Source organism: Vibrio sp. R10-SG3-ISO10 (assembly GCF_059834185.1).
Window position 1 is genome coordinate 153,861 of sequence record NZ_JCBDHG010000022.1, and the last position, 23,225, is coordinate 177,085.

The 23,225-nt window shown below is 46.1% G+C and carries 23 protein-coding genes; 22 read left to right on the forward strand and 1 reads right to left on the reverse strand.

Annotated features, from left to right (window positions below; translation table 11 throughout):
- Positions 1 to 51 precede the first annotated feature (51 nt).
- From AC6R16_RS14125 to cspE, 20 genes are all read left to right on the forward strand, one after another.
- Positions 52 to 780: a beta-ketoacyl synthase chain length factor gene (locus AC6R16_RS14125; protein WP_500674791.1), complete on the forward strand. Its 729-nt coding sequence runs from the start codon at positions 52 to 54 to the stop codon at positions 778 to 780.
- A complete protein-coding gene (locus tag AC6R16_RS14130; protein ID WP_500674792.1) occupies positions 780 to 1,544 on the forward strand; it encodes a lysophospholipid acyltransferase family protein in 765 nt (254 codons plus the stop codon). Before AC6R16_RS14125 ends, AC6R16_RS14130 begins: the two co-directional genes overlap by 1 nt.
- A 16-nt stretch (positions 1,545 to 1,560) precedes the next feature.
- Positions 1,561 to 1,821, forward strand: coding sequence for a phosphopantetheine-binding protein (locus AC6R16_RS14135; RefSeq protein ID WP_004744631.1), 261 nt, complete (start codon positions 1,561 to 1,563; stop codon positions 1,819 to 1,821).
- A gap of 15 nt (positions 1,822 to 1,836) precedes the next feature.
- On the forward strand, positions 1,837 to 2,094 hold the full coding sequence (locus tag AC6R16_RS14140) for an acyl carrier protein (RefSeq protein WP_171320567.1): 258 nt from the start codon (positions 1,837 to 1,839) through the stop codon (positions 2,092 to 2,094).
- Entirely contained in the window at positions 2,094 to 2,663 is a 570-nt protein-coding gene (locus AC6R16_RS14145; RefSeq protein WP_500674793.1) for a COG4648 family protein, read from the forward strand. The genes AC6R16_RS14140 and AC6R16_RS14145 overlap by 1 nt, the downstream gene beginning before the upstream one ends.
- A complete protein-coding gene (locus AC6R16_RS14150) occupies positions 2,660 to 4,036 on the forward strand; it encodes an AMP-binding protein (protein ID WP_500674794.1) in 1,377 nt (458 codons plus the stop codon). Before AC6R16_RS14145 ends, AC6R16_RS14150 begins: the two co-directional genes overlap by 4 nt.
- A gap of 6 nt (positions 4,037 to 4,042) precedes the next feature.
- Entirely contained in the window at positions 4,043 to 4,402 is a 360-nt protein-coding gene (locus AC6R16_RS14155) for an ApeI family dehydratase (protein ID WP_500674795.1), read from the forward strand.
- A 1-nt stretch (position 4,403) separates the two neighbouring features.
- Positions 4,404 to 6,116, forward strand: a complete 1,713-nt coding sequence (locus AC6R16_RS14160) for a glycosyltransferase family 2 protein (protein ID WP_500674796.1) — start codon at positions 4,404 to 4,406, stop codon at positions 6,114 to 6,116.
- Positions 6,097 to 7,650: an HAL/PAL/TAL family ammonia-lyase gene (locus AC6R16_RS14165; RefSeq protein WP_004744625.1), complete on the forward strand. Its 1,554-nt coding sequence runs from the start codon at positions 6,097 to 6,099 to the stop codon at positions 7,648 to 7,650. Before AC6R16_RS14160 ends, AC6R16_RS14165 begins: the two co-directional genes overlap by 20 nt.
- Complete coding sequence (locus AC6R16_RS14170; RefSeq protein ID WP_500674797.1) at positions 7,650 to 8,099, forward strand: acyl-CoA thioesterase; 450 nt, start codon at positions 7,650 to 7,652, stop codon at positions 8,097 to 8,099. Before AC6R16_RS14165 ends, AC6R16_RS14170 begins: the two co-directional genes overlap by 1 nt.
- Complete coding sequence (locus AC6R16_RS14175; RefSeq protein WP_500674798.1) at positions 8,096 to 8,704, forward strand: outer membrane lipoprotein carrier protein LolA; 609 nt, start codon at positions 8,096 to 8,098, stop codon at positions 8,702 to 8,704. The genes AC6R16_RS14170 and AC6R16_RS14175 overlap by 4 nt, the downstream gene beginning before the upstream one ends.
- Positions 8,676 to 11,027, forward strand: coding sequence for an MMPL family transporter (locus tag AC6R16_RS14180; protein WP_500674799.1), 2,352 nt, complete (start codon positions 8,676 to 8,678; stop codon positions 11,025 to 11,027). The genes AC6R16_RS14175 and AC6R16_RS14180 overlap by 29 nt, the downstream gene beginning before the upstream one ends.
- A complete protein-coding gene (locus AC6R16_RS14185) occupies positions 11,024 to 11,635 on the forward strand; it encodes a DUF3261 domain-containing protein (RefSeq protein ID WP_500674800.1) in 612 nt (203 codons plus the stop codon). The genes AC6R16_RS14180 and AC6R16_RS14185 overlap by 4 nt, the downstream gene beginning before the upstream one ends.
- Positions 11,636 to 11,656: 21 nt before the next feature.
- Complete coding sequence (locus AC6R16_RS14190) at positions 11,657 to 12,844, forward strand: beta-ketoacyl-[acyl-carrier-protein] synthase family protein (protein WP_500674801.1); 1,188 nt, start codon at positions 11,657 to 11,659, stop codon at positions 12,842 to 12,844.
- Entirely contained in the window at positions 12,837 to 13,301 is a 465-nt protein-coding gene (locus AC6R16_RS14195) for a hotdog family protein (protein ID WP_500674802.1), read from the forward strand. The genes AC6R16_RS14190 and AC6R16_RS14195 overlap by 8 nt, the downstream gene beginning before the upstream one ends.
- Positions 13,298 to 14,023 carry a 3-ketoacyl-ACP reductase FabG2 gene (locus AC6R16_RS14200; RefSeq protein WP_171320555.1) on the forward strand — a complete coding sequence of 242 codons (726 nt, stop codon included), beginning with the start codon at positions 13,298 to 13,300 and terminating at the stop codon, positions 14,021 to 14,023. Before AC6R16_RS14195 ends, AC6R16_RS14200 begins: the two co-directional genes overlap by 4 nt.
- The gene (locus AC6R16_RS14205; protein ID WP_500674803.1) at positions 14,020 to 15,243 is read left to right on the forward strand and encodes a beta-ketoacyl-ACP synthase; all 1,224 of its coding nucleotides are present in this window, start codon (positions 14,020 to 14,022) and stop codon (positions 15,241 to 15,243) included. Before AC6R16_RS14200 ends, AC6R16_RS14205 begins: the two co-directional genes overlap by 4 nt.
- A gap of 364 nt (positions 15,244 to 15,607) precedes the next feature.
- Positions 15,608 to 18,220 (forward strand): cellulose-binding domain-containing protein, encoded by a 2,613-nt coding sequence (locus AC6R16_RS14210; protein ID WP_500674804.1) that lies wholly within the window; start codon positions 15,608 to 15,610, stop codon positions 18,218 to 18,220.
- A 236-nt stretch (positions 18,221 to 18,456) separates the two neighbouring features.
- Complete coding sequence (locus tag AC6R16_RS14215; protein ID WP_500675341.1) at positions 18,457 to 18,924, forward strand: Sbal_3080 family lipoprotein; 468 nt, start codon at positions 18,457 to 18,459, stop codon at positions 18,922 to 18,924.
- Between the two features lie 285 nt (positions 18,925 to 19,209).
- Positions 19,210 to 19,422, forward strand: a complete 213-nt coding sequence (gene cspE, locus AC6R16_RS14220) for a transcription antiterminator/RNA stability regulator CspE (RefSeq protein ID WP_004744614.1) — start codon at positions 19,210 to 19,212, stop codon at positions 19,420 to 19,422.
- Between the two features lie 119 nt (positions 19,423 to 19,541).
- Here cspE and AC6R16_RS14225 read toward each other — a convergent pair whose 3' ends face one another.
- Positions 19,542 to 20,063, reverse strand: a complete 522-nt coding sequence (locus AC6R16_RS14225) for a DUF2058 domain-containing protein (protein WP_004744613.1) — start codon at positions 20,061 to 20,063, stop codon at positions 19,542 to 19,544.
- Positions 20,064 to 20,342: 279 nt separating this feature from the next.
- Between AC6R16_RS14225 and speA the strand changes: the two genes are divergently transcribed.
- Together speA and speB are read left to right on the forward strand one after the other, a co-directional pair.
- On the forward strand, positions 20,343 to 22,265 hold the full coding sequence (gene speA, locus AC6R16_RS14230; RefSeq protein ID WP_500674805.1) for an arginine decarboxylase: 1,923 nt from the start codon (positions 20,343 to 20,345) through the stop codon (positions 22,263 to 22,265).
- A complete protein-coding gene (speB, locus tag AC6R16_RS14235; protein WP_500674806.1) occupies positions 22,266 to 23,192 on the forward strand; it encodes an agmatinase in 927 nt (308 codons plus the stop codon).
- Positions 23,193 to 23,225: the final 33 nt, after the last annotated feature.

A 23,225-nucleotide genomic window follows, 5' to 3' on the forward strand; every position in this document is an offset into this window, starting at 1 on the left:
GTGTTTAGTCTTTAATAGTATTTCGCTGTAAAAACGACAATTCAATATCTTATGCTAAATTCAGATATCAACATCTCATTTAACATCGACGCGTGGCTCGCGCATTCTAACGGATTCTCAGTGTCTCAAAACTGGGAAAGTTGGGCAAATAGCTTACAGTGGCCTGAAGAGGACAAATTAATTACCTCTGCAATTCCACCCATGATGCGCCGTAGAATGAGTAATCTGAGCAAGCTTGCCGTTCAAACGACCATCGAACTTCTCAATGAGCACGAGGTCGACTACCTGGTCTTCGCCAGTCGTCATGGAGAACTGCACCGCAGTGTCAAACTTGTCGACGATATCTTAAATGGTGAAGAAGCTTCTCCGATGGCGTTTTCTCAGTCGGTACACAATACTGCAGCAGGTCTTGCCACCATCGCGACCAAAAAGCCTATTCCTCTTACCTCGATTGCAGCTTCAGAGAACACCTTCCAAAGTGCAATTCTCGAAGCTTGGTTGTATTTAAACGAGCATCCAAACAGCAAAGTATTGGTTATCGATTTCGATGAGCCACTACCTGATGCCTACAAAAAGTATGAAGACCAGAACTATCGCGGTTACGGCTTAGGACTTGTTGTTTCAAATGGCAACGGCTTCTCGCTATCGCAACATCAAACTAGCGAGACATCAGCCCAAACACTGCCACAAGGATTAGAATTCATCCGTCATTTCTTGTCTAATCAAAGCCAATGGAAAATTGAATCCTCGCAACAGACATGGACTTGGCAGAGAAATTAATGAAAACATTCGATCAACATTGGCGTGTTTTCGCGACGGGATTCTGCTTCTCTGTTTTTGGCCTTGGCGGCTTAACCCTGAGTTTCGTCGTAATCCCCGCAATTCACCTATTGACCAAAGATCAAACGGTTCGAGAGTACCGTGTTCAAGGTGCCATTCAGCGTTCATTCAATCTGTTTTGTAAACTGATGAAGTTCACTGGTGCGATTGATTACAAAATTGTCGGTGCTGAGCTTCTGCAACAAGACAGAAACTGCTTAATCGTTGCTAACCACCCAAGCCTGATTGACTATGTTTTAATTGCATCACAGTTGAAACGCTGTGACTGCTTAGTTAAATCTGCCATTTGGGCCAATCCGTTTATGAAGCATATTGTTAAAGCGGCAGGTTACATTCCAAACGAAACGCCTGATGACTTGCTGGCAATATGCGAAGAGCGTTTTGAACAAGGCAACGTATTACTCGTTTTCCCAGAAGGCACCCGAACCACACCCGGTGTTGAATCGAAACTCCAACGAGGTTCAGCACAAATCGCAGTGCGAACTGAACGAGATTTACGCGTAATTCACATTAGCGTTTCTCCGAGCTTTCTCACAAAAGAGACAAAATGGTATCAAGTTCCCCCTACCAAGCCTTTTTTCCTTGTTGAAGTTAAGGATAAAGTTGAGGTTAAACCATTTATAGAGCAAACTACGTCCCCAACAATTGCCGCTCGCCGTTTGCAGCAGCATTTATCAGAGACGATCTTTCCAGAAAATGACTAGTGACAAGTAGGCCCAAGTGGAAAAACTACACAACGAAATAAAACAACTTATAATTGATGCACTAAATCTAGAAGATTTAACCATTGATGATATTGAGACAGACGCTCCACTGTTTGGTGATGGTCTTGGCCTAGACTCAATCGATGCGTTAGAACTAGGTTTAGCGATTAAGAAGAAATACAACATTGTCATCGATGCGGATGATTCAAATACTCGTGAGCACTTCGCTTCAGTGAGTAATTTGGCGAAGTATATTTCTTCACAGATCAGTGAATAATCCGTAGGTACACCCATGACAGATGTAAATAAAGAACAGGTATTTGCTCAAGTAAAGGACGCACTTGAAGAGTTATTTGAGATTGATGCTGCGGATATCGTGCCTGAAGCGCACTTGTATCAAGATCTTGATTTAGACAGCATTGACGCTGTTGACCTAGTAGTTCACCTACAGAACGTGACAGGCAAAAAAATCAAACCCGCTGAGTTCAGTACTGTGCGTACTGTCGAAGACGTGGTTAACGCAGTGACTGAGCTTCTTAAGGAAGCCTAATGCGCCAATTGCTGACAGTTCTGTCTGCACTTGTCCTGCTCGCTTATCCATTCGCCGTTTACTTCGGCATAGATAAATACGGCCTTTCCATGGTGGGGATTCTATTGATCGCCGCCTTGGGAGCACGCCTCCTGTCCGTACATCGTACCAAACTAAAAGAACTCAAATACGTCGCGCAAGTTACCGCTGTTACGGGTATCTCACTCGTTGGATTAGGTATCCTGTTCAAACAACATGGCTGGTTGATGTTCTATCCCGTCGTTGTCAACTTATGTATGCTGGTTGTGTTTGCTTCTAGCTTGAAGCAGCCCCAGACTATCATAGAGCGCTTGGCACGCCTTCAAGAACCCGACCTACCTCAAAGCGGTGTTGATTACACGCGTAAAGTCACCATAATTTGGTGTCTATTCTTTATTCTCAATGGTTTGACTGCCCTGTATACCTGTTTCCAACCTATCGAAGTTTGGACACTATACAACGGGCTGATCAGCTACATTCTTGCTGGCAGCTTGTTTGCAATTGAGTGGGTTGTGCGTCAGTTTATTCGTAAGGATCACTCATCAAAATGAACCTAGTTAACCCCGAATTTACTTCGATTGCTTCGCTTATGAACGCATCGCGCTTGAGCACAAAGCCAGTGGCGTTCGAGTCAAACGAAACCATTACATGGGGTCAGTTTCAACAAGATGTGGCTGAATTTTCTCAGCAGCTATCGCAACATTCCGCAAAACGCGTCGCTCTGTGCTTTGGTAACAGCTATCTATTTGCGGTCAGTTTCTTTGCCAGTTGTTATGCTAGCAAAGCAATCATCCTACCGGGTAATTACCAAACTCAAGCCGTGGCGGAGCTAAATGGCCATTTCGATCTCGTTATCCATGATAAGCAAGTCGTGGTAGCGAACGAACTGAAAGCACTAAAGCTCAATCACAATACACACGAGACGATCAAAGAAGTTTCCTTTGACGCGTTATCACTCGAACAGATCTCGATAACCTTGTTCACTTCCGGCTCTAGCGGCAAAGCGAAAGCGATCAATAAAACGCTTTTACAGCTTGCAACTGAAATTGAAATATTAGAGTCACTGTGGGGACAAACCTTGGTAGATACACGTATCGAAAGTACCGTGTCTCACCAACACATCTATGGCTTACTGTTCCGCCTGTTATGGCCTTTGTGTGCAGGCAGACCGTTTGCCCAATTCAATCTTGAGTTTCCAGAACAAATTGTTCACCACGCGGATGACAATACTGCCTTGGTTAGCAGCCCTGCCTTGCTTAAGCGTTTGACAGAAGAGCATAACAGCTCACCACTACGCTGTGTGTTCTCCTCGGGCGGTCCATTGCCCTTAAGTGCAGCCAAACACAGCAATGCGTTATTTACTCATCTTCCTATTGAAGTCTTCGGTAGTACAGAAACCGGAGGGATTGCATTTAGACAACAGCAAGTGGCAACGACACCTTGGCAGTTGTTTCCGAGTGTAGAAGCAGAGCTAAATAGCGAAAATTGTCTAAGACTGCGTGCTCCGCACATTGCAGGCGATGAGTGGTATCAGACAGCGGATGAATGCCAATTCCATGATAAGGTGACCTTTGCTCTAAAAGGGCGTACTGACCGAGTCGTGAAAATTGAGGAAAAACGTATTTCTTTGGTTGAGGTGGAAAAACGTTTGGAACAATTAGATTGCATTGAAGAAAGCGCGGTCATTCCAATGCAAGATGGGAACCGTTTAACACTTTGCGCAGTCATAGTATTAACCAACGCAGGCCAGCAAGAGGTGGAGCGACTTGGTAAAGGAAAGTTCTGGCTCTCTTTACGTAAAAGTCTGCGCGACTGGCTAGAGCCTATCGCGATTCCAAGAAAGTATCGCGTACTAGCTGAAATTCCGCTTAACAGTCAAGGTAAGCGACAAGTCGCTGAAATTGAAAAGCTATTCCAAGATTAAAAGAACATGGATAAAAGAAAACCAACGATAATAGATGTAAAGACAATAGATTCAGAAACGACTTTAACTTTTAAAGTGGATGCTGACATATTGGATTTTCGTGGTCACTTTACTGATTTCCCGCTGCTGCCGGGTGTCAGCCAAATCGATTGGGCGCTGTATTATGCCGTTGAACAGCTAAACACTCCGCCAACCTTTAAAGGCATGGAAGTGATCAAGTTCCAAGAGCCTATCTTGCCAGATATGACAATCAACCTCGCACTGAACTGGGATGAAACAAAGCAAAAGCTCGCCTTCAAGTACAGTTCACAACAAGGTGAGAGATTGGTCATCCACTCTTCAGGTAAAATGAAGTTAGGTCAGTAGCGTGGAACATTACCAACCTTGTTTCCTTATCCCTTGCTATAACCATGGCAGTACCATCGCTGCTGTGGTGTCATCGCTCGAACCTTTTTCATTACCTTTTATTGTGGTGGATGACGGCAGCAATAATGAAACTAAACAAGCACTTCAACAGATAGCCGAGCAAGACAATATTACTCTGGTCACTCTGTCTGAGAATTCAGGCAAAGGTGGCGCAGTCATGGCCGGTATTCGCAAAGCGAAAGCGCTTGGCTACAGTCATGTAGTACAGATTGATGCCGATGGGCAGCACGACGTAGAAGCGCTGCCTAATCTGCTAGCGTCTTCACAGCAAAACCCCAATCACCTCATTTCTGGTCAGCCCGTCTACGATGATAGCGTACCTAAATCGCGCTTATATGGTCGATACGCGACCCACGTTTGGGTCTGGATAGAGACATTGTCGTTTGCCATCAAAGACAGTATGTGTGGCTTTCGAGCCTATCCAGTTGCCAAAACGGTAGACGTGCTCGATAAGTACGACATTGGCACACGAATGGATTTCGATATCGAAATTCTTGTGCGTATGTATTGGGAAGGCGTCGAAATTGATTTTGTTGAAACTCGCGTTATCTACCCTGAAGGCGGCATCTCCCACTTCGATGCCCTGTGGGATAACGTAAAAATCAGTTGGATGCACACGCGACTTTTCTTCGCCATGTTACCAAGAATTCCTCGTCTACTAGCGCGCAACCGTCGAAAGAGCGCAGCCAATAAAGACGCACACTGGTCAAAACGACAAGAGCAAGGCACCATCTTTGGTATCAAATTGATGCTCGCGATCTACAGCTTGCTGGGGCGTAAGGTGTTTAACCTTATCCTCAAAGTCGTCATGCGTTACTATCACCTAACTGGCAAAGACGCGAAACAAGCTTCTGAGATCTATCTCAAGCAGCTGAAAAGTTACGCTCAGCAACACTCGCTCACTCTGCCCAATGGATTAGATAGCTATCAGCATTTACTCTCGTTTGGTCATACCATGCTGGATAAACTGGCCGCTTGGAAAGGTGACTTCAATGTCGATAATCTGACCATTCACGGTCAAGAACATTTCCAAGAAATGGTCGACAATAACCAAGGGGTACTTATCCTTGGTTCGCACTTAGGTAATATCGAGCTTTGCCGTGCGCTCGGCCGCCGGCATTCACACGTCAAAATTAACGCTCTGGTCTTTACCGAACATGCCGAGCGTTTCAACACCGTGATGAAGGCCGTTAACCCAAATTCTGAGTTAAATCTGATACAGGTGAGCTCGATGGGGCCGGATACCGCGATTTTGCTCCAGCAGAAAATCGAGCAAGGAGAATGGGTGGTTATTGTCGGTGATCGCACCTCCACCAGCAAAGAAAGTCGCTCTGTATGGGCAGAATTTTTAGGTAAACCTGCCCCCTTCCCGCAAGGCCCATTTATGCTGGCTTCAGTACTCAAAGCGCCTGTTTACCTGTTATTTGGCTTAAGAGATGACTCAAGTGAGAAACCTCACTTTGACGTCTATTTCGAACCGTTTAGCGACAAGATCGTTCTTCCTCGTAAGGAGCGACAGCAAGCGCTAGAGAAAGTGGTGCAGGATTATGCTAATCGCCTGCAACACTACACCCTGCAAGCACCCTTGCAGTGGTATAATTTTTTCAATTTTTGGACATTAAGTAATCAGAATGATGACAAAGCAAAACACTAACGCCATTAAGTTTGGCGCACAGGCGCTAACCATAGAAGATGTGGTTGCCATTGCCCAAGGTGCCAATGCTAGCCTCAACAATTCACCAGAGTTCACTGCAAAGATTGATCGCGGTGTCGCGTTTTTAGAACGCCTGCTGAAAGAAGAAGGCGTCATCTACGGTGTCACAACCGGCTACGGCGATTCTTGCACCGTTGCGATTCCGCCTAACCTTGTTGACGAACTGCCACTGCATTTAACTCGCTTCCACGGCTGTGGATTAGGTGAGGTGCTCTCTCATGAACAAGCAAGAGCAGTGCTTGCAACGCGACTTTGCTCATTAGCGCAAGGTGTGTCTGGCGTTACCCATGATCTGCTTAACCAAATCGTTACTCTGATCAATCAAGATATTGCTCCACGTATTCCTCAAGAAGGCTCTGTTGGCGCCAGTGGCGACCTTACTCCACTTTCTTATTTAGCTGCAGCATTAATTGGCGAACGTGATGTCCTTTATAAAGGTGAAGTTCGCCCTACCGCTGAGGTGTTTGCCGAACTTGGCATTGATCCTATTCATCTTAAGCCAAAAGAAGGTCTAGCCTTGATGAACGGTACATCCGTCATGACCGCTTTGGCTTGTCTTGCTTATAAACGCGCCGAGTACTTAGCGCAACTTTGCACCAAGATTACCGCCATGGTTTCTGTCGGCATGCATGGTAACGACTTCCACTTCGATGAAGCTCTGTTTGCGGTTAAACCTCACCCGGGTCAACAGCAGGTCGCAGCTTGGTTACGTGATGATCTAAAAGCGGATCGTCCACCGCGTAATAGTGACCGACTACAAGACCGATACTCACTGCGCTGTGCGCCGCATGTTATCGGGGTAGTACAAGACTCACTGCCTTGGCTACGTTCAATGATTGAGAACGAGCTCAATAGTGCCAACGACAACCCAATAATCGATGGCGACAACGAACGCGTTCTGCATGGTGGTCACTTCTATGGCGGCCATATTGCGATGGCAATGGATACGCTAAAAACAGGTATCGCTAACTTAGCTGACTTGCTCGACCGCCAAATGGCGCAGCTAATGGATTACAAATTCAATAACGGCTTACCCTTTAACTTAACTGGTGCCGAAGGCGAACGTAAACCAATTAACCATGGCTTCAAAGCGGTACAAATTGGCATCTCGGCTTGGACAGCAGAGGCGCTAAAACACACCATGCCTGCCAGTGTTTTCTCTCGCTCAACGGAATGTCATAACCAAGATAAAGTCAGCATGGGCACCATTGCAGCACGTGACTGTATTCGCGTATTAGAGCTGACTGAACAAGTTGCTGCCGCTTCGCTTTTGGCAAGTGTTCAAGCGGTAGAGATTCGTCGACGTCATAATGAGCTCGATGAACACCACATGAGCGACAATCTAAAAATGATTCGCGATGCCGTACTTGGAGAATTTGAATTTGTCGCAGAAGATCGTCCATTAGAGAAAGATCTGCGCCACTTTATTTCACGTATTCAACAGCGTCACTGGTCTTTGTACTCGGAGTCATAATGGAGCAAGAGATCCTATTCCCGCTCGAATCTGAGGTGACAATAGTCACCTCTTTTCAAGATGCTGACCCAATGGGCGTCATCTATCACGGTAACTACTTCCGCTACTTTGAAGAAGCTCGTCGTGTGATGATGGATAAGATTGAGTACGGCTACCTAGCAATGAATGCCTCTGGCTATATGTGGCCTATCATAGGGACTCAAGTTAAGTACGTAAAAGCGATTCCATTTAACCATGAGATCCGCGTAGCCGCGAAACTCACCGAGTGGGAAAACCGACTGCGCGTCGATTACGTCATTTATGATGGCAAAACAGGACAGAGAATGTGTAAGGGCCACACAATGCAAGTCGCAGTGACAATGGAAACGGAAGAGATGTGTTTTGCCTCACCTAAGGCGCTAACGGATAAAGTAGAATACTGGCACCAACACGGGAGAATTGCCGAATGAAAAAATGGCTGTTAATCGCCCTGCTTGCTGTCTCTCCATTTTCATCGGCTAAAGTCACTGAACTTGAGTCGCTGCAAGTTCAACTTGCACAGCATGAAATTGTTCGCGGAGACTTCACCCAACTGCGACACATCGAAATGTTCGAGCAACCTCTTAGCTCACAGGGCAATTTCACATTAAGCAAACAGCAAGGGCTACTTTGGCAGCAAACAGTCCCTTTTCCAGTTAATCTCGTTCTGACTGAAGATAAGCTGCGCCAAACTTTTGCAGGTCAAAAACCACAAACCGTCACCGCAAAAGACAACCCGATGGCCTTTTATTTCAGCCATGTGTTTTTGGCGGTTTTCCATGGTGATACGCAAGCACTGCAGGAGCAGTTCGACATTGCTTTCAAGGTGACCTCCGGCGACTGGACTATTGCGCTGACGCCAAAACAAGCGCCATTAAATGCAGTGTTCGAAACGATCACCCTAGTTGGAAGTCAGAACATTGATCAACTGACCTTAAAAGAAATTCGCGGCGATAAAACCGAGATTATTTTCTCCAATCAAACTCATCAACCAGAGAGTCTAACGGATGCTGAACAAGCGCAATTCAGCTTCTAAGCTCCCTAACTCAGCAGAAGCAAAAACAACGAAAAAAATCGCACTCGCATGGCTAGGTTTGGTCATGCTGTTTATTGCTGTGCTCGCGAAGCAATGGCTCTGGTCAGCCCAATCTCCGATAGAAACCAATATCCTCAAGCTGCTGCCTGTTAACCAGCAAGACCCTGTCGCAGAACAAGCCTTTGAATCGGTCTCTAGCAACCTAAGTGACAAAGTCGTGTTTGTTGTCACCGCCAACAAAGATGAGCATGCCTTCGCGGCGGCCAGCCAATTGGAACAAGATTTGACCCAAACAGGGCTGTTTGCCGAAGTCGTCGGTAAAGTAAGCGCAGCGCAACAAAGTCAGTGGGCAGCCTACTATTTTGATCACCGTTACCAACAACTGACAGCCGAGCAGCGTGATAGGTTAGCCAATCAACCTCAAGCTCAAGTTCAACATGTACTCCAGTCACTGTATAACCCGTTTTCTGGTGTAACAGGTCAAGAGCTCGCGAGCGATCCATTCCTCCTCTTTCGAGATTACCTTTCTCAATTAACTCAGTTGAGCTCGGCTTTTGTCCTTGACCAAGGTTTCCTCACTACAGAGTTTGAAGGGCAAAAATATATACTTGTCAGTGCGACACTCAATGACTCCCCTTATAGCTTAACGGCGCAGCAAGGTGTCGCAGATATTGTTTCGATTGAGCACTCGCTAACCGAACAATTTGATGCCAATACCTTCCATACTGGAGTGCTGTTTTACGCCCAATTTGGTACTGAAAGTGCCAAATCTGAGATCAGTACCATCGGTTTATTCTCGCTATTAGGCGTTATCATTTTAATTGTTGGTGTTTTCCGCAGTGCAGCACCTTTATCACTTGCGCTTCTTTCTATTGGTGTAGGCCTTTTATCTGCGTTAGCTCTGACAACCTGGATATTTGGTAGCGTACATCTGTTTAGCTTAGTATTTGGAGCGAGCTTAATTGGCGTCTCCATCGATTACGCATTCCACTACCTAACCGAACGATTGGCCGCGGGTCAAAAATGGGACAGCCGTAAAGGGCTAAAGCATATCTTTACCGCAATCACTATGGGGCTCATCACTAGCTTAATCGGCTACCTAGGAATGCTGATTGCGCCTTTCCCGGGTCTACAACAACTGGCTCTGTTCTCTTCAATAGGTTTAATCGCCGCCTACGCCACCGTCGTTGCTTGGTACCCTGTACTTGCGGTTAAGCCAAGTGTTGACAGAAAGCTTCCAGGGCAATGGTTCTGGCAACAGTGGCTCGCTGTGTGGACTAAAGCTGCAGTTAAGTATGGGCTACCTTTAACTTGCTTAATCGCGGCGACCTTGCCTTTATCAAACTTGCACTATGATGACGATATCAGGCAGCTTCAAGCCATGCCTGAGAGTTTAAAACAGCAGGAAGAGTTCATTACCCAACTAAGTGGCCTACAATCATCTCAACAGATGTTAGTCGTGACCGCCGCCAGCGATGAAGCGTTACTGCAAAGGCTTGAAGCTTTAGATACACAGCTAAAAGAATGGCAACGTGAAGGTAAAATCCAAGGCTATCAGAGCCTAAGCCAATACCTGAGTTCAACCATTCGCCAAGAGCAAAACTATCAACTGATTCAAGATTTGTATCAGCAGCAAGGGACTCTTCTCCGTGATACGTTAAAGCTATCAGAGGTGCCAAATTTGTCTGCACCTTTGTCGCAGGTGACACTGCAAGAGTATCTTGAGCATACGGTTTCAGAGCCAGTGCGCTTTCTCTATATCGGCAAAATAGAAGATAAAGTCGCCGGGGTCGTTATTCTCAATGAGCTCTCGCAACCAGAAGAGATCAAGGCATTTGCCAATTTCCATAGTGATATTAGCTACCTCAATAAAGCCGAAGAAATCTCAGCTTTGTTTGCCGACTATCGAGTTAAAGTTATGGAGTTGCTTATTGCAGCGCTTACGGTTATCGCACTGCTACTGGTGAAACGTTATGGCTTCAAGCATTCAATCAAAATTTTGGCGCCTTCTTTGATTGCCTGTGTTGCCGGTTTAGCGACCGCTTCAGCCGTAGGTTCAACACTGAATCTGTTCAATTTACTCGCACTTATTCTCATTATTGGGATTGGCATCGACTACACACTGTTTTTTGCTGAAAAAGCGCGTAGCCAAAGTACATTACTGGCAATTACGCTTTCGGCGATGACCACATTGCTCTCGTTTGGCTTGCTGTCACTGAGCCAGACACACGCCATTCATAGTTTTGGTGTCACAGTGTTGAGCGGTATTTTCGTTGCTTGGTTGCTGTCCCCTATGGCTATTGAAGAAAGGAAACCATCATGAAATCACGTTTTCTATCCCAAACGCTATTAGCCACATTGCTTGGTGTGATTGTAAGTGCCTGTAGCTCAACACCACAATCAACCACCCCTGTTGTTCAGATTACTCAGCAGGAGCAAGTTCACTTACCAACACCCAGCGACCTAGGTTATTCCCTAACGGCAAGCCAACTGATTGAAGCGACGTGGAACAGCGACAAGCAAAAACGTACAGAGCAGCTGCCTGTTCAGCTGCAAGTCAGTGGCGACAAACTGGTTTTAGCTGGTTTTTCATCTTGGGGTACTCGAATATTATCGCTTAACTATCAAGATGATGAGATTACAACCGAGGTATTAAGTGGTCTGGGGGGCGTCTTACCTCCTCCAGAACAGGTACTATTTAACCTGATGATCACGCTCTGGCCCGTTTCTGCTTGGGAAGCCCCATTAAATAAGGTAAGGTGGCGAATAATTGATAACTATAATACTCGAGCAATTTTCGATAATAGTGGTAAAAAGGTCATTGATATCCAATACAGCAACAAGGACAGGCTAAGCGGAGATATCGTTTTCCATCACTTAATCGACAACTACACTATTAAAATTAAAACACTGCAATTTAATAAAGTTTAGACAACACCATAGATAGCCATCATGCTGACACACGTTTCAAGACCCATTTTTATTCAAGACTGTGGCTTTCATTCTGCAATGGGATCTGAAGACTCTCAGATTCATCAGTGCCTGTCCGGTCAACGCGCATCAAATATGGTGCGAGATGATCATATACTCAATACAAAAACGTCAACCATAGTCGGTCGCGTGCAAGCTGAACTGCCCGAACTTCCTGAGCACTTAAGCGCATTTGATACTCGCAATAACCAATTGGCTCTCTCTGCACTTAAGCAAATTGAGGGTTCGGTCCAAAATGCCATTGCTGAGTATGGTGCATCACGTATCGCTGTAATTATCGGCACTAGCACATCTGGCATTGCCGATGGCGAAATTGCTTATAAGCAGAAGTTAGACAGTGGCGACTTTCCCGATTCATACCACTACCGTAAACAAGAGTTAGGTAATACCAGTGACTTTGTCGCGTCCTACTTTGGAATTACCGGACCTTGTTATGCCATCTCAACCGCCTGCTCTTCTAGTGGACGCGTATTTATTACTGCTCAGCGCTTAATGCGCAGTGGGTTGGTTGATGCCGTCATTGTCGGAGGCGTTGATACGATCTGCCGCCTAACATTAAATGGCTTTAACGGTTTAGAAGCTTTATCCCAGAACCTTTGTCAGCCATTTTCAGAGAATCGTGATGGCATCAATATCGGCGAATCAGCGGCGATAATGCTGCTTGGCAAAACACCATCAAAGGTTGCGTTGCTTGGTGCAGGTGATAGTTCTGACGCTCACCATATTTCTGCGCCTCACCCAGAAGGTGTTGGTGCTGAGCAAGCGATGCAGAAAGCACTTGACGATGCAGGACTAACCGCCGCTGACATTGGCTACGTTAATGCACACGGTACAGCGACCCCACTCAACGACAGTATGGAAAGCAAGGCCATCCATAGGTTGTTCCCAAACAACGTGCCCGTTAGCTCAACCAAGCCTTTGACAGGCCACACCTTGGGTGCTGCCAGTGCTACCGAAGCCGCGATCTCTTGGCACATTTTAAATTACGATTTACCACTACCGATACAGCATTGCCAAAACAAAGCAGAAGACATAGAAGTTTCACTGGTTGAAACTCAAACCAAACTGCAGGGCAAAGCCATTTTAAGTAACTCTTTTGCGTTTGGTGGTAACAACATTAGTCTAATTTTTGGTTACACCCATGACTAACTACCCTTCAGTAGGGCAACTATTGCCTCATGATGAGCCCATGATACTTATTGATCGTGCGCTAGACATTCAACAAGACACCATTCACTGCCAAGTGGATATTGGTGATAAGAATCCGTTCTTCAACGCCGAGTCACAAACCATTCCTGCATACGTCGGTATTGAGTTTATGGCTCAATCAGTCGCTGCTTGGTCCGGTTACCATGCCCTGCAACAAGGCCAAGAACCGCCAATAGGATTTCTTCTTGGCAGTCGCCGTTACACATCTCATTGTGACTATTTCAATCAAGGTCAAATACTCGATGTATACGCCGAGAAAATGATGGAAGATAACGGAATGGCGGTGTTCACTGCGCGTATCGAATTCGAGCAGCAAACCCTGGCGAGCTGCCAATTGAATGTTTACGTACCATCTGAAGAAAAATTAAAAGAAATGAAAATCAGGAGTCAACAATGACCCGACAAGTTTTAGTGACAGGCGCAAGTAAAGGAATCGGTAAAGCGATTGCCGTTCAATTAGCGAAAGATGGCTTTACCATTGCCGTCCATTATATGGGCGATCAGCAAGGTGCTCAGGACACATTGAACCTCATTGAGGAAAACGGTGGCAGCGGCCGTCTGATCCAGTTCGATATCAGCAATCGCGAAGAGTGCCGCTCTAAGCTAGAAGCCGACATCGAACAACATGGTGCTTATTATGGTGTGGTTAACAACGCAGGCATTACCCGTGATACCGCCTTCCCTGCAATGACAGAAGAAGAATGGGATGGCGTTATCCACACAAACTTGGATAGCTTCTACAATGTGCTCCACCCATGCGTGATGCCAATGGTACAAAAACGTAAAGGTGGCCGAATCGTCACACTAGCGTCTGTATCTGGCCTGATGGGTAACCGTGGGCAAACCAACTACAGCGCGGCAAAAGCTGGGGTTATTGGTGCGACGAAATCTCTCGCGTTAGAACTGGCCAAACGCAAAATCACCGTTAACTGTGTCGCACCTGGTCTTATTGATACTGGCATGGTTGATGACCATGTTAAAGAGCACGCAATGCCTCAGATTCCGTTGCGCCGCATGGGCGAGCCAGAAGAAGTGGCAGGCTTAGTCAGCTACTTAATGTCTGACATCGCGGGCTATGTGACTCGCCAAGTCATTTCAGTTAACGGAGGTTTAGTATGAGTCGCCGCGTCGTAGTAACCGGTATGTCGGGCGTTACTGCCTTTGGTAACGACTGGCAATCAGTAGAGCCAAAGCTGAGAGCCTGCGAAAACGCGACTCAATATATGCCGTCTTACGAGCAGTACGATGGTCTTAACACTAAACTCGCGGCACCAGTTGATAACTTTGAGCTGCCTAAACATTACAAACGCAAGCAAGTTCGCGGTATGGGGCGCGTGTCTCGTTTGGCGACGGTGGCAACTGAAAACGCACTTGAGCAGGCAGGATTAATCGGCGCTGAGGTGCTTACCAACGGTCAGACCGGTATTGCTTACGGCTCTTCGACTGGCAGTACCGACGCCGTCGGTGCATTTGGTGTGATGCTCAACGAGAAATCAACCAGAGCCATTACCGCCACGACCTATGTTCAGATGATGCCCCACACTGCCGCAGTGAATGTCGGCCTCTTCTTTGGTTTAAAAGGGCGTGTAATCCCAACCAGCAGCGCATGTACTTCGGGTAGCCAAGCCATTGGCTATGCCTACGAAGCGATTAAACATGGCTACCAAACAGTGATGGTGGCGGGGGGCGGTGAAGAGCTATGCCCAACCGAATCTGCGGTCTTTGATACCCTATTTGCCACCAGCTTAAAAAACGACGCGCCAAAAAGTACGCCTCGTCCATACGACACTCACCGTGATGGGCTAGTGATTGGTGAAGGCGCTGGTACTCTAGTTCTTGAAGAATACGAGCATGCTAAAGCACGCGGTGCCAAAATCTATGCAGAAATCATCGGCTTTGCCAGCAACTGCGATGCAGCTCATGTGACCCAACCTCAGATGGAAACCATGCAGATTTGTATGGAAATGGCGCTGCAAGATGCGGGCATCGAACCGGAGAAAATCGGCTATGTTTCAGCTCATGGTACGGCGACAGATCGGGGTGATATCGCGGAAAGTAACGCCACCGCGAACGCATTAGGTAAAGTGCCAATCAGTTCGCTTAAGAGTTACTTCGGGCATACTCTTGGAGCTTGTGGTGCTATTGAAGCATGGCTGAGTCTAGAGATGATGCATTCTGGTTGGTTTAGCCCAACGCTAAACCTAGACTCATTAGACGAGCAGTGCGGTAATCTCGATTACATCACAGGTAACGGTCGTGAACTTGATGTCGAATATCTGATGAGCAATAACTTTGCTTTTGGTGGAATCAACACATCGATTATCTTTAAGAAGATCTAACCATAGGAGCCAAGTCCAACCGTGACTTGGCTGACTTCTCCCCCCCTAATTTCCTATTCCCCCCTCTTCTCGTTTCTCTAATAATTCTATGTACTTGCGCAAAATTTTTACTGGTTAGGCTTGGGGAAAATCCAAAACTGAAGCAATCTCACAAGTTATTTTTAACAATTAAGCAACATGCAATAAATCACTCATTATCTCGTGATTTCAGCCGCATAACGCTCTTAGCATAACCGATTTCCCACCTATTCCTGCCAAGACTTGCTAACTTATTTTTAGGTAATTATTTATCTAACCATACGCAGTTTATAAGCGTTAGAGCGTGAAACGGAAATAATAAAATAACGAGTAGAAAGGAACTATTATGTTTAGAATGAGCAAGTTAGCGGCTTCGTTAGCGTGTATTGTTTTAAGTGGCAGCCTATACGCTGCAGAACCTTACGATGCGACGAAGAGCTACTCCGGTGGCAGTCAAGTAACCGTCGATGGAAATACCTACGAGGCTAAATGGTGGGTGAATGCAGGACAAAGCCCTACTGACAACTACGCCAATGAATGGGATTCTCCATGGAAACTAGTCAGTGGAACAACACCAGAGCCAACGCCAGATCCGGACCCGACACCGGATCCAACACCTGACCCTACTCCCGATCCAACGCCAGATCCAACACCAGACCCAACACCCGATCCAACACCTGGTACTGGAGTCTGTGCTGAATTCAACGTGTACCCAAATTGGACGCAAGGCGATCATGCCACTGGTGGCGACATCATGGTTAATGACAATGTTGCCTACAAAGCAAACTGGTGGACATCTTCCATTCCTGGTAGTGACAGCAGTTGGGGACATCACCTAGATTGTGACAATAACTCTTCAGGTGGCACTACTGCTCTGAAATTGCCAAACCCATTAGATCCAGTAAGGCTCGAAGTCGCCGGTTGGCCAAGTAACTTTGTGGTGGCAAGTCCTGCAAGTCTTGATGCTCCATCCACTTTGACTATCAATGCGATTAATAGCCAAGACCTTGCAAATCTGACCAAACTGACTGACGCCTTCGTGGCCTTGATTCAAGCAACAGATCTTGCGGGCTCAACATCAATAATCCTCAACAGTGACGTATTGGATGCTGCAACAGCCGATAAAGGTGCAGCCCTTGGTACTGTCGCGGTCAAACAAGCACTAACCGCAGCAGTAGACGCCACTGGTACTCATAGTCAAATTGACGTTAACGCTATCAATGCGCTTACGGATGATGTTAAAGGATGGGCGCAAGCTCATAACCTTGTCATTTCAGCGCTGGCACCACAGGCGACATTCGGTTGGACATTGAGCATTGGTGATTTTGCTTACAACACTCATTCAGGTAAACGAGCTGTATGGAACGCCGCTTCTGGCGCGTCTTCAGATCTATTGGCAAGTTTCGAGCTTTATAAAGCAGACTCACTCAACAAAGCCGACTTTGTTGCCTTTACTAAATCAGCAACGACTGCCGCTCTTACCGATGAGCAATGGCACTATGCGTTAGAATACGTTAAACAAGTGTCTGACCATATCAAAACACCAGCGCTACTCTCTTCGATTCCAACCGCGCAGGCTTCCACCTACTTCTTAGGCAATAACTCTGGTGACCGCCATATTCGCAAAGCTGCACACAGCAACATTTTTGCGATTTTATTTGATACAGACAGTGCTGACCTAAATACTAAGATCGCTCGTTACCAGACTGCGACCGTACCTTTGTATTACGTTGGCGAAAGCGTGAAGAATGGACCACTAACTCGAATCACCTCATTGAATGCTGAGTTGGCAAGTGCTGAAAATGCAATGAACAACCAAGCCTTCCTCTATGAAGTGGCTCAAGCACAATGGGCACCATCTACGGTATACAAATGGAATGACTTCTTAGCAGGTCTTAACTCGATGCACAATGTCGGTGTCGCTGGTAACACCTTCTGGCTATTGGATGACAATGCTAACGATGCGACGAACTCAGTTTACGCAAAAGTCGCCATTGCCGCATTCTTAGCGCAAAGTATGCAAGAAACCATTCGCTACAATGCTTGTGATGAAAACAACTGGTCCGAAGTAAGATACGGCGCTCCGGTTAACTACCCAATGACAGCAAGTTGTGGTCAGCTAGGTCAGAAATACGCCGATTACGGTAAAGACCCAGTTACCGGCATTGACCACCCTTACTCGTGTCCGCGCGATCCGAAGATGGAAGTCACCGCACTAACCAATGCGAAATGGTACGGTGCACCAGCGCCAGTCTTCGCAGCACCAGACTCTGTACTTGCAGAGAAAGGTTTACTCGTGAATGGCAATGTTGGTCGCTGGACAAACGACGGTCACTGTATGGAAGTCCCAACTAGCGTAGATACCTCTAAGCAAGTGTGGGAACGCGGCGAGTGTAAAGTTTACGAAGGCCAGAAAGCAGGTAAGTTCATCTGGGATGGTAGTGACACTAACGGCACTGTTGAAGGCTGTGGTTGGTGGGGCCGCGGTGTTATTCAAACCACAGGTCGCCAAAACTTCGGTACGCTAAACCACTTCATGGGCCGTTCTCACGTTGATCCAGATACAATTGGAACCACAGTGAATGGTGTTGTCGTTCAAGCACCTCCAGCGAACCCACTCTATGCCGATCTCGACTTCTGTTCGAATCCTGGCTTAATTTGTAGCTCTGAAGAGAACAGAGAGATCAAGTGGATTGCTGGTCTATTCTACTGGGTAACCTCCGTACAGGCTTACAACGATGAAGGTGGTCCATACGCAAGCTGGAACTACCATGCAGAGCTGAAGAGATACGTTGACGGTGGTCTACAAGGCACTGAGTTTATCGACGCAGTTTCTGGCATTGTAAACCGTGGCTGTCCTGATAGTCATTGTCCGGTAAGTGGCGAAGTTCACGCAGTTAAAGAGCGTCAAGACAACTTCAAACTTGTGTTACAAACTCTGGGTCTAAACCCTCAGTAATGAAGTGGCCCCTTAACTACAACAAAGGCTCCTGATGTTCAGGAGCCTTTTTGTTTTTTTAAAAGACAAACAACTAGAATAAAGATGACAACGTGGAATGCAAGCCCCTGCACTAATGCATAAATCACAAACCATAAATTACACCTATGAAAAGTATGATAGTCTTACGCTCCCACAGGCGACAGGGTTGCTTGTCAGGTTATCAATAATTAGATCATAAAAACTAAGGATTAATGATGTTTAAACGCCTACTTTGCGTTGCTGCTGTACTTGTAATGGCAGGGTGTAGCTCACCTAAATTTGACGGTAAGCCCCTTGAAGAGACAAACCAATCAAAGCAACTCACCATTGTCGAAGATGATGCGACACGAGATATTTTTCTGGCTTCAATGCTAAATTGGTGCGATATCAATGGCTACACATGTAAAGTTGTCGTAGATGGCACAACCCCTAAGGAAGATGAACTCACTCTCGACTATGTATCTCGCTGGAGCTGGGACTTTAAAACCTTTATCGCAGATGCTCGCATCACTGCATACCAAGAAGGGCAACGCGTTGGCTACGTAACATTCAAAGCACCGAATCAACTTAATTTTGACAAATACGGAAGTGATGAAGAACGCATTAAAACCATGATGGACGTTCTTTTCAAAATCACCTCTGCAAAAGAAGCGACTCGCAAAGCTGGTAATGGTGAAATTTAACAATATAGAGCCCTCTTCTTGAGGGCTTTTCTAAATAATTTAAACGAATCCCTTCGAAACCTACCCAACCTTCACAATAAACCTTTACAATGCGCTAAGTTCAGGTACTATCTACGTGCTCTGCAATTCAGAGTTATTAGTGAAACTGCAAGTCGAAAGTAAATTCTTAGTAAAACGCGTTACCGTTGTTATCCTTAGTGTTTCCCTTAGCTTCATCGTTACATTAAATAGTTCAAATTTTCAGTGCATATAGAAGATTAACTTAACTTATATAAGGAAGACATCATGTCTAACAAAACTACTGGTATCGTAAAATGGTTTAACGAAGAGAAAGGCTTCGGTTTCATCACTCCAGAAAACGGCGGTGCTGACGTATTCGTTCACTTCCGTGCTATCGCTTCTGAAGGTTTCAAAACTCTAAAAGAAGGCCAACAGGTTTCTTTTGAAGTTGAACAAGGTCAAAAAGGCCCACAAGCTGCTAACGTAGTACCAGCTTAATTTTAGATTGACCTAAGCGTCAATTATCTAAGATTCGAAAAACCAGCCCAAGTGGCTGGTTTTTTATTGCCTATAAGAACGAAAAAGCTCTACCGAAGTAGAGCTTTCTTTAACAGCGATTACCACATTAAATCGTCTGGCACGACGAAATCTGCGTATGGATCATCTTCAGCTGGGATATCTTCCGCTGGTGCATTTTGTTCGATGATGACGCTCTCGTCACGCATTGCAATTTTCTTCGCTACGCTGCTTGGAATGACCACATAAGTCTCATCGGTGCGGGCAATAGATAGGATGCCTTTTGCCAATTGGTCACGAATCAATTGCTCAACATAAATAGCTTTAACCAGTGTGCCATCAGTAAAGTTGTATTTGATTTCGCCATCTTTCTGATCGATGGTGTTCATCTCAATCAGTTGCTTGATTTGCGCTTTAATCTCTTTGGATAAACGTTGCTCTTTCTGCTCTTCACTCAGTGCTTTATCGCGCTCTTGCTGTTGACGCTTGTTCTCTTCCACTGCTGCTTTAACTTCACGTGCCTGTACACGAGATTTCTTCGAGCCTTTCTTTGCTTTTTTCAGTTTCTTCTCGTTCACTAAGCCTGCTTTAAGCATTTGCTCTTGAAGTGTCAGTTTTGCCATTGTTCTTCCACAAGTAAGTCATCAATTTGTGTCTATTTTAACGACTCAAGGCAGTCAAAGAAAGGCTTCATCCAACATAAAATCCGCAGTGGAAATGAATAGAAAATCATCGCCTCGCCAAAGCGATTTCATCAATCGTGACGACAAAATTGTTTTGTTAGACTCTGATGGCTTTTTATCTGTTAATGCGCTCGACGCGGAAGCTTAGAGAAGCCAAATTCAGTCCCGTGTCAGGTATGACTCAGCTCCACTGGGTCATGTATTTCTCTCCCTATCTTTGTGAGATTTGAAGTGGAAAACAATTCCAAACTTGATCGTGTTCGTGCTGATTACAATGTTCATTACTGGAGCCAAGGCTTCTACGGTATCGATAACCAAGGTGAAGTGTATGTATCACCTCGCAGTGATAATGCCCATCAGGTGCCACTAAGCAATATCGTCTCTAAGCTAGAACAGAAACAACTGAATTTGCCGGTATTGGTTCGCTTCCCGCAGATCCTGCACCAACGTGTGCACGGCATTTGCCAAGCGTTCAACCAAGCGATTGAAGAATACCAATACGACAACAACTACCTGCTGGTGTACCCGATCAAAGTAAACCAACAGAAAGAGGTCGTTGACGAGATTCTTGAAAGCCAAGCTCAGCTAGAAACGAAGCAGCTTGGCCTTGAAGCAGGCAGTAAACCTGAGCTACTCGCAGTACTGGCATTAGCTCAGAAAGCGAGCTCTGTGATTGTCTGCAACGGCTACAAAGATCGTGAATACGTCCGCTTAGCGCTAATAGGTGAAAAGCTAGGTCATAAGGTCTTCATCGTATTAGAGAAATTATCTGAGCTCGATCTGGTTCTGAAAGAGGCGAAAAGTCTTGGCGTTAAACCTCGCTTAGGTATCCGTATTCGCTTGGCATCTCAAGGTGCAGGCAAATGGCAATCGAGTGGCGGTGAAAAGTCTAAATTCGGCCTAGCCGCGTCTCAAGTGTTAACCGTCATTGAGCGTCTAAAACAAGAAGACCAACTGGATGCGATGCAACTGGTGCACTTCCACCTAGGTTCGCAAATGGCCAACATTCGTGATATCCGCAATGGGGTTAATGAGTCAGCTCGCTTCTACTGCGAATTACGTGGCATGGGAGCAGATATCAAATACTTCGATATCGGTGGTGGCTTAGCAGTAGATTATGACGGCACACGTAGTCAGTCGTCTAACTCGATGAACTACGGGCTGACTGAGTATGCACGTAACATCGTAAGCACAGTGGGCGATGTATGCCAACAGTATGAGCAGCCAGTACCAGTCATCATCTCTGAGTCTGGCCGCTCACTCACTGCCCATCACGCAGTATTGATCACAAACGTAATTGGAACAGAGGCGTATCATCCAGAGAGCGTGGGACAGCCAAGTGCTGAAGATCCAACTCTGCTACAGAATATGTGGCGTAATTGGGAAAACCTGCAAGATGGTAGCGATGCGCGTGCCTTAATCGAGATTTATAACGACACCCAAAGTGACTTAGCCGAAGTACACTCACAGTTTGCAACTGGAGTACTTAACCTACAGCAACGCGCTTGGGCAGAGCAGCTTTCGCTACGAATTTACTTCGAGCTGAGCCGCCAGATGAGCAATAAAAACCGTTTCCACCGTCCAATCTTGGATGAGTTGAATGATCGACTAGCAGATAAGTTCTTCGTTAACTTCTCGCTATTTCAATCTCTACCAGATGCTTGGGGGATTGATCAGGTGTTCCCTGTCCTGCCACTATCAGGATTGGAAAACGTTGAAGATCGCCGTGCAGTCATGCTCGATATCACTTGTGATTCTGACGGTGCTATAGAGCAATACGTTGAAGGTCAAGGTATTGAAACCACGCTGCCTGTTCCAGCTTGGGATAAGGATAAGCCATACCTGATGGGCTTCTTCCTTGTCGGTGCATACCAAGAGATTTTGGGCGACATGCACAATCTGTTTGGCGACACCCACAGTGCAGTGGTGACCGTTGATGAAAGCGGTGAGGCAATTATAGAGCGCATTGATGAAGGTGATAGCGTCGAAGATATGATGCGCTATGTACACATTGATGTAGATAAGATTCGTCAAAACTACCGTGAGTTAGTTGCTGAGCGTGTCAATGTGAACGAGCAGCAAACCGTCTTAGAAGAATTAGAAGGTGGCTTAACAGGCTACACCTATTTAGAGGATTTCTAAATGAATGATTTGTTTACAAAAACTGATTATTCGCTTTACTCGAACTCAATGAGCTTTATGCGCAGACCTTACCTGCGCAATCCTGTCTCTGCAGATGCCGATCTCGTCGTACTTGGCGTACCCTTAGATATGGCAACATCAGGCAGACCAGGCGCTCGAATGGGGCCAGATGCAATTCGTCGTGCATCAGTGAATCTTGCGTGGGAAGGAAACAAGTTCCCTTGGGATTTCAATGTCTTTGACCGCGCTAAAGTCATTGATGCAGGTGACTTGGTGTTCGACTGTGGCGACGCGGAAGATTTCACTTACCGCCTAGAAGCTGCGACCAGTGAGATCCTTAAAAGCGGTAAAACGATGTTAGCGCTAGGTGGTGACCATTTCATCACTTTGCCGATTCTGCGTGCTTATGCTAAACATCACGGAGAAATGGCACTGATTCATTTTGACGCGCACACAGACACTTATGACAACGGCAGTGCTTACGATCACGGCACCATGTTCTACCATGCGCCAAATGAAGGTCTAATTTCAGCAAAGCACTCTGTTCAGATTGGCATTCGTACTGAGTATGACCAAAATGATCATGGATTTAATGTCATTAATGCCATGGAAGCGAATGACTTGAGTGCAGAAGCGATTGTAGCGCGTATTCGTGACATCATTGGCGATAAGCCAGTCTATGTGACCTTTGACATCGACTGCTTAGATCCTGCTTTTGCACCGGGTACAGGCACTCCAGTTTGTGGTGGCTTGAACTCTGACAAAGTACTTAAGATCTTGCGTGGTTTAGCTGGTGTTAACATTGTTGGGATGGATGTGGTGGAAGTATCTCCTCCTTACGATCATAGTGATCTGACTGCCTTAGCGGGTGCAACCGTTGCGCTAGAATTGATGTACGCTTGGGCATCGAGCCGCGTTAGCGAATAACCAGTCTAATATCAATCTGTCTAAATAGAGCCT

Coding starts and splice junctions, on each gene's coding strand:
- AC6R16_RS14125 (WP_500674791.1), top strand. CDS start 52: ATGCTAAATTCAGATATCAACATCTCATTTAACATCGACGCGTGGCTC.
- AC6R16_RS14130 (WP_500674792.1), top strand. CDS start 780: ATGAAAACATTCGATCAACATTGGCGTGTTTTCGCGACGGGATTCTGC.
- AC6R16_RS14140 (WP_171320567.1), top strand. CDS start 1,837: ATGACAGATGTAAATAAAGAACAGGTATTTGCTCAAGTAAAGGACGCA.
- AC6R16_RS14145 (WP_500674793.1), top strand. CDS start 2,094: ATGCGCCAATTGCTGACAGTTCTGTCTGCACTTGTCCTGCTCGCTTAT.
- AC6R16_RS14150 (WP_500674794.1), top strand. CDS start 2,660: ATGAACCTAGTTAACCCCGAATTTACTTCGATTGCTTCGCTTATGAAC.
- AC6R16_RS14155 (WP_500674795.1), top strand. CDS start 4,043: ATGGATAAAAGAAAACCAACGATAATAGATGTAAAGACAATAGATTCA.
- AC6R16_RS14165 (WP_004744625.1), top strand. CDS start 6,097: ATGACAAAGCAAAACACTAACGCCATTAAGTTTGGCGCACAGGCGCTA.
- AC6R16_RS14170 (WP_500674797.1), top strand. CDS start 7,650: ATGGAGCAAGAGATCCTATTCCCGCTCGAATCTGAGGTGACAATAGTC.
- AC6R16_RS14175 (WP_500674798.1), top strand. CDS start 8,096: ATGAAAAAATGGCTGTTAATCGCCCTGCTTGCTGTCTCTCCATTTTCA.
- AC6R16_RS14180 (WP_500674799.1), top strand. CDS start 8,676: ATGCTGAACAAGCGCAATTCAGCTTCTAAGCTCCCTAACTCAGCAGAA.
- AC6R16_RS14185 (WP_500674800.1), top strand. CDS start 11,024: ATGAAATCACGTTTTCTATCCCAAACGCTATTAGCCACATTGCTTGGT.
- AC6R16_RS14190 (WP_500674801.1), top strand. CDS start 11,657: ATGCTGACACACGTTTCAAGACCCATTTTTATTCAAGACTGTGGCTTT.
- AC6R16_RS14195 (WP_500674802.1), top strand. CDS start 12,837: ATGACTAACTACCCTTCAGTAGGGCAACTATTGCCTCATGATGAGCCC.
- AC6R16_RS14200 (WP_171320555.1), top strand. CDS start 13,298: ATGACCCGACAAGTTTTAGTGACAGGCGCAAGTAAAGGAATCGGTAAA.
- AC6R16_RS14205 (WP_500674803.1), top strand. CDS start 14,020: ATGAGTCGCCGCGTCGTAGTAACCGGTATGTCGGGCGTTACTGCCTTT.
- AC6R16_RS14210 (WP_500674804.1), top strand. CDS start 15,608: ATGTTTAGAATGAGCAAGTTAGCGGCTTCGTTAGCGTGTATTGTTTTA.
- AC6R16_RS14215 (WP_500675341.1), top strand. CDS start 18,457: ATGTTTAAACGCCTACTTTGCGTTGCTGCTGTACTTGTAATGGCAGGG.
- cspE (WP_004744614.1), top strand. CDS start 19,210: ATGTCTAACAAAACTACTGGTATCGTAAAATGGTTTAACGAAGAGAAA.
- AC6R16_RS14225 (WP_004744613.1), bottom strand. CDS start 20,063: ATGGCAAAACTGACACTTCAAGAGCAAATGCTTAAAGCAGGCTTAGTG.
- speB (WP_500674806.1), top strand. CDS start 22,266: ATGAATGATTTGTTTACAAAAACTGATTATTCGCTTTACTCGAACTCA.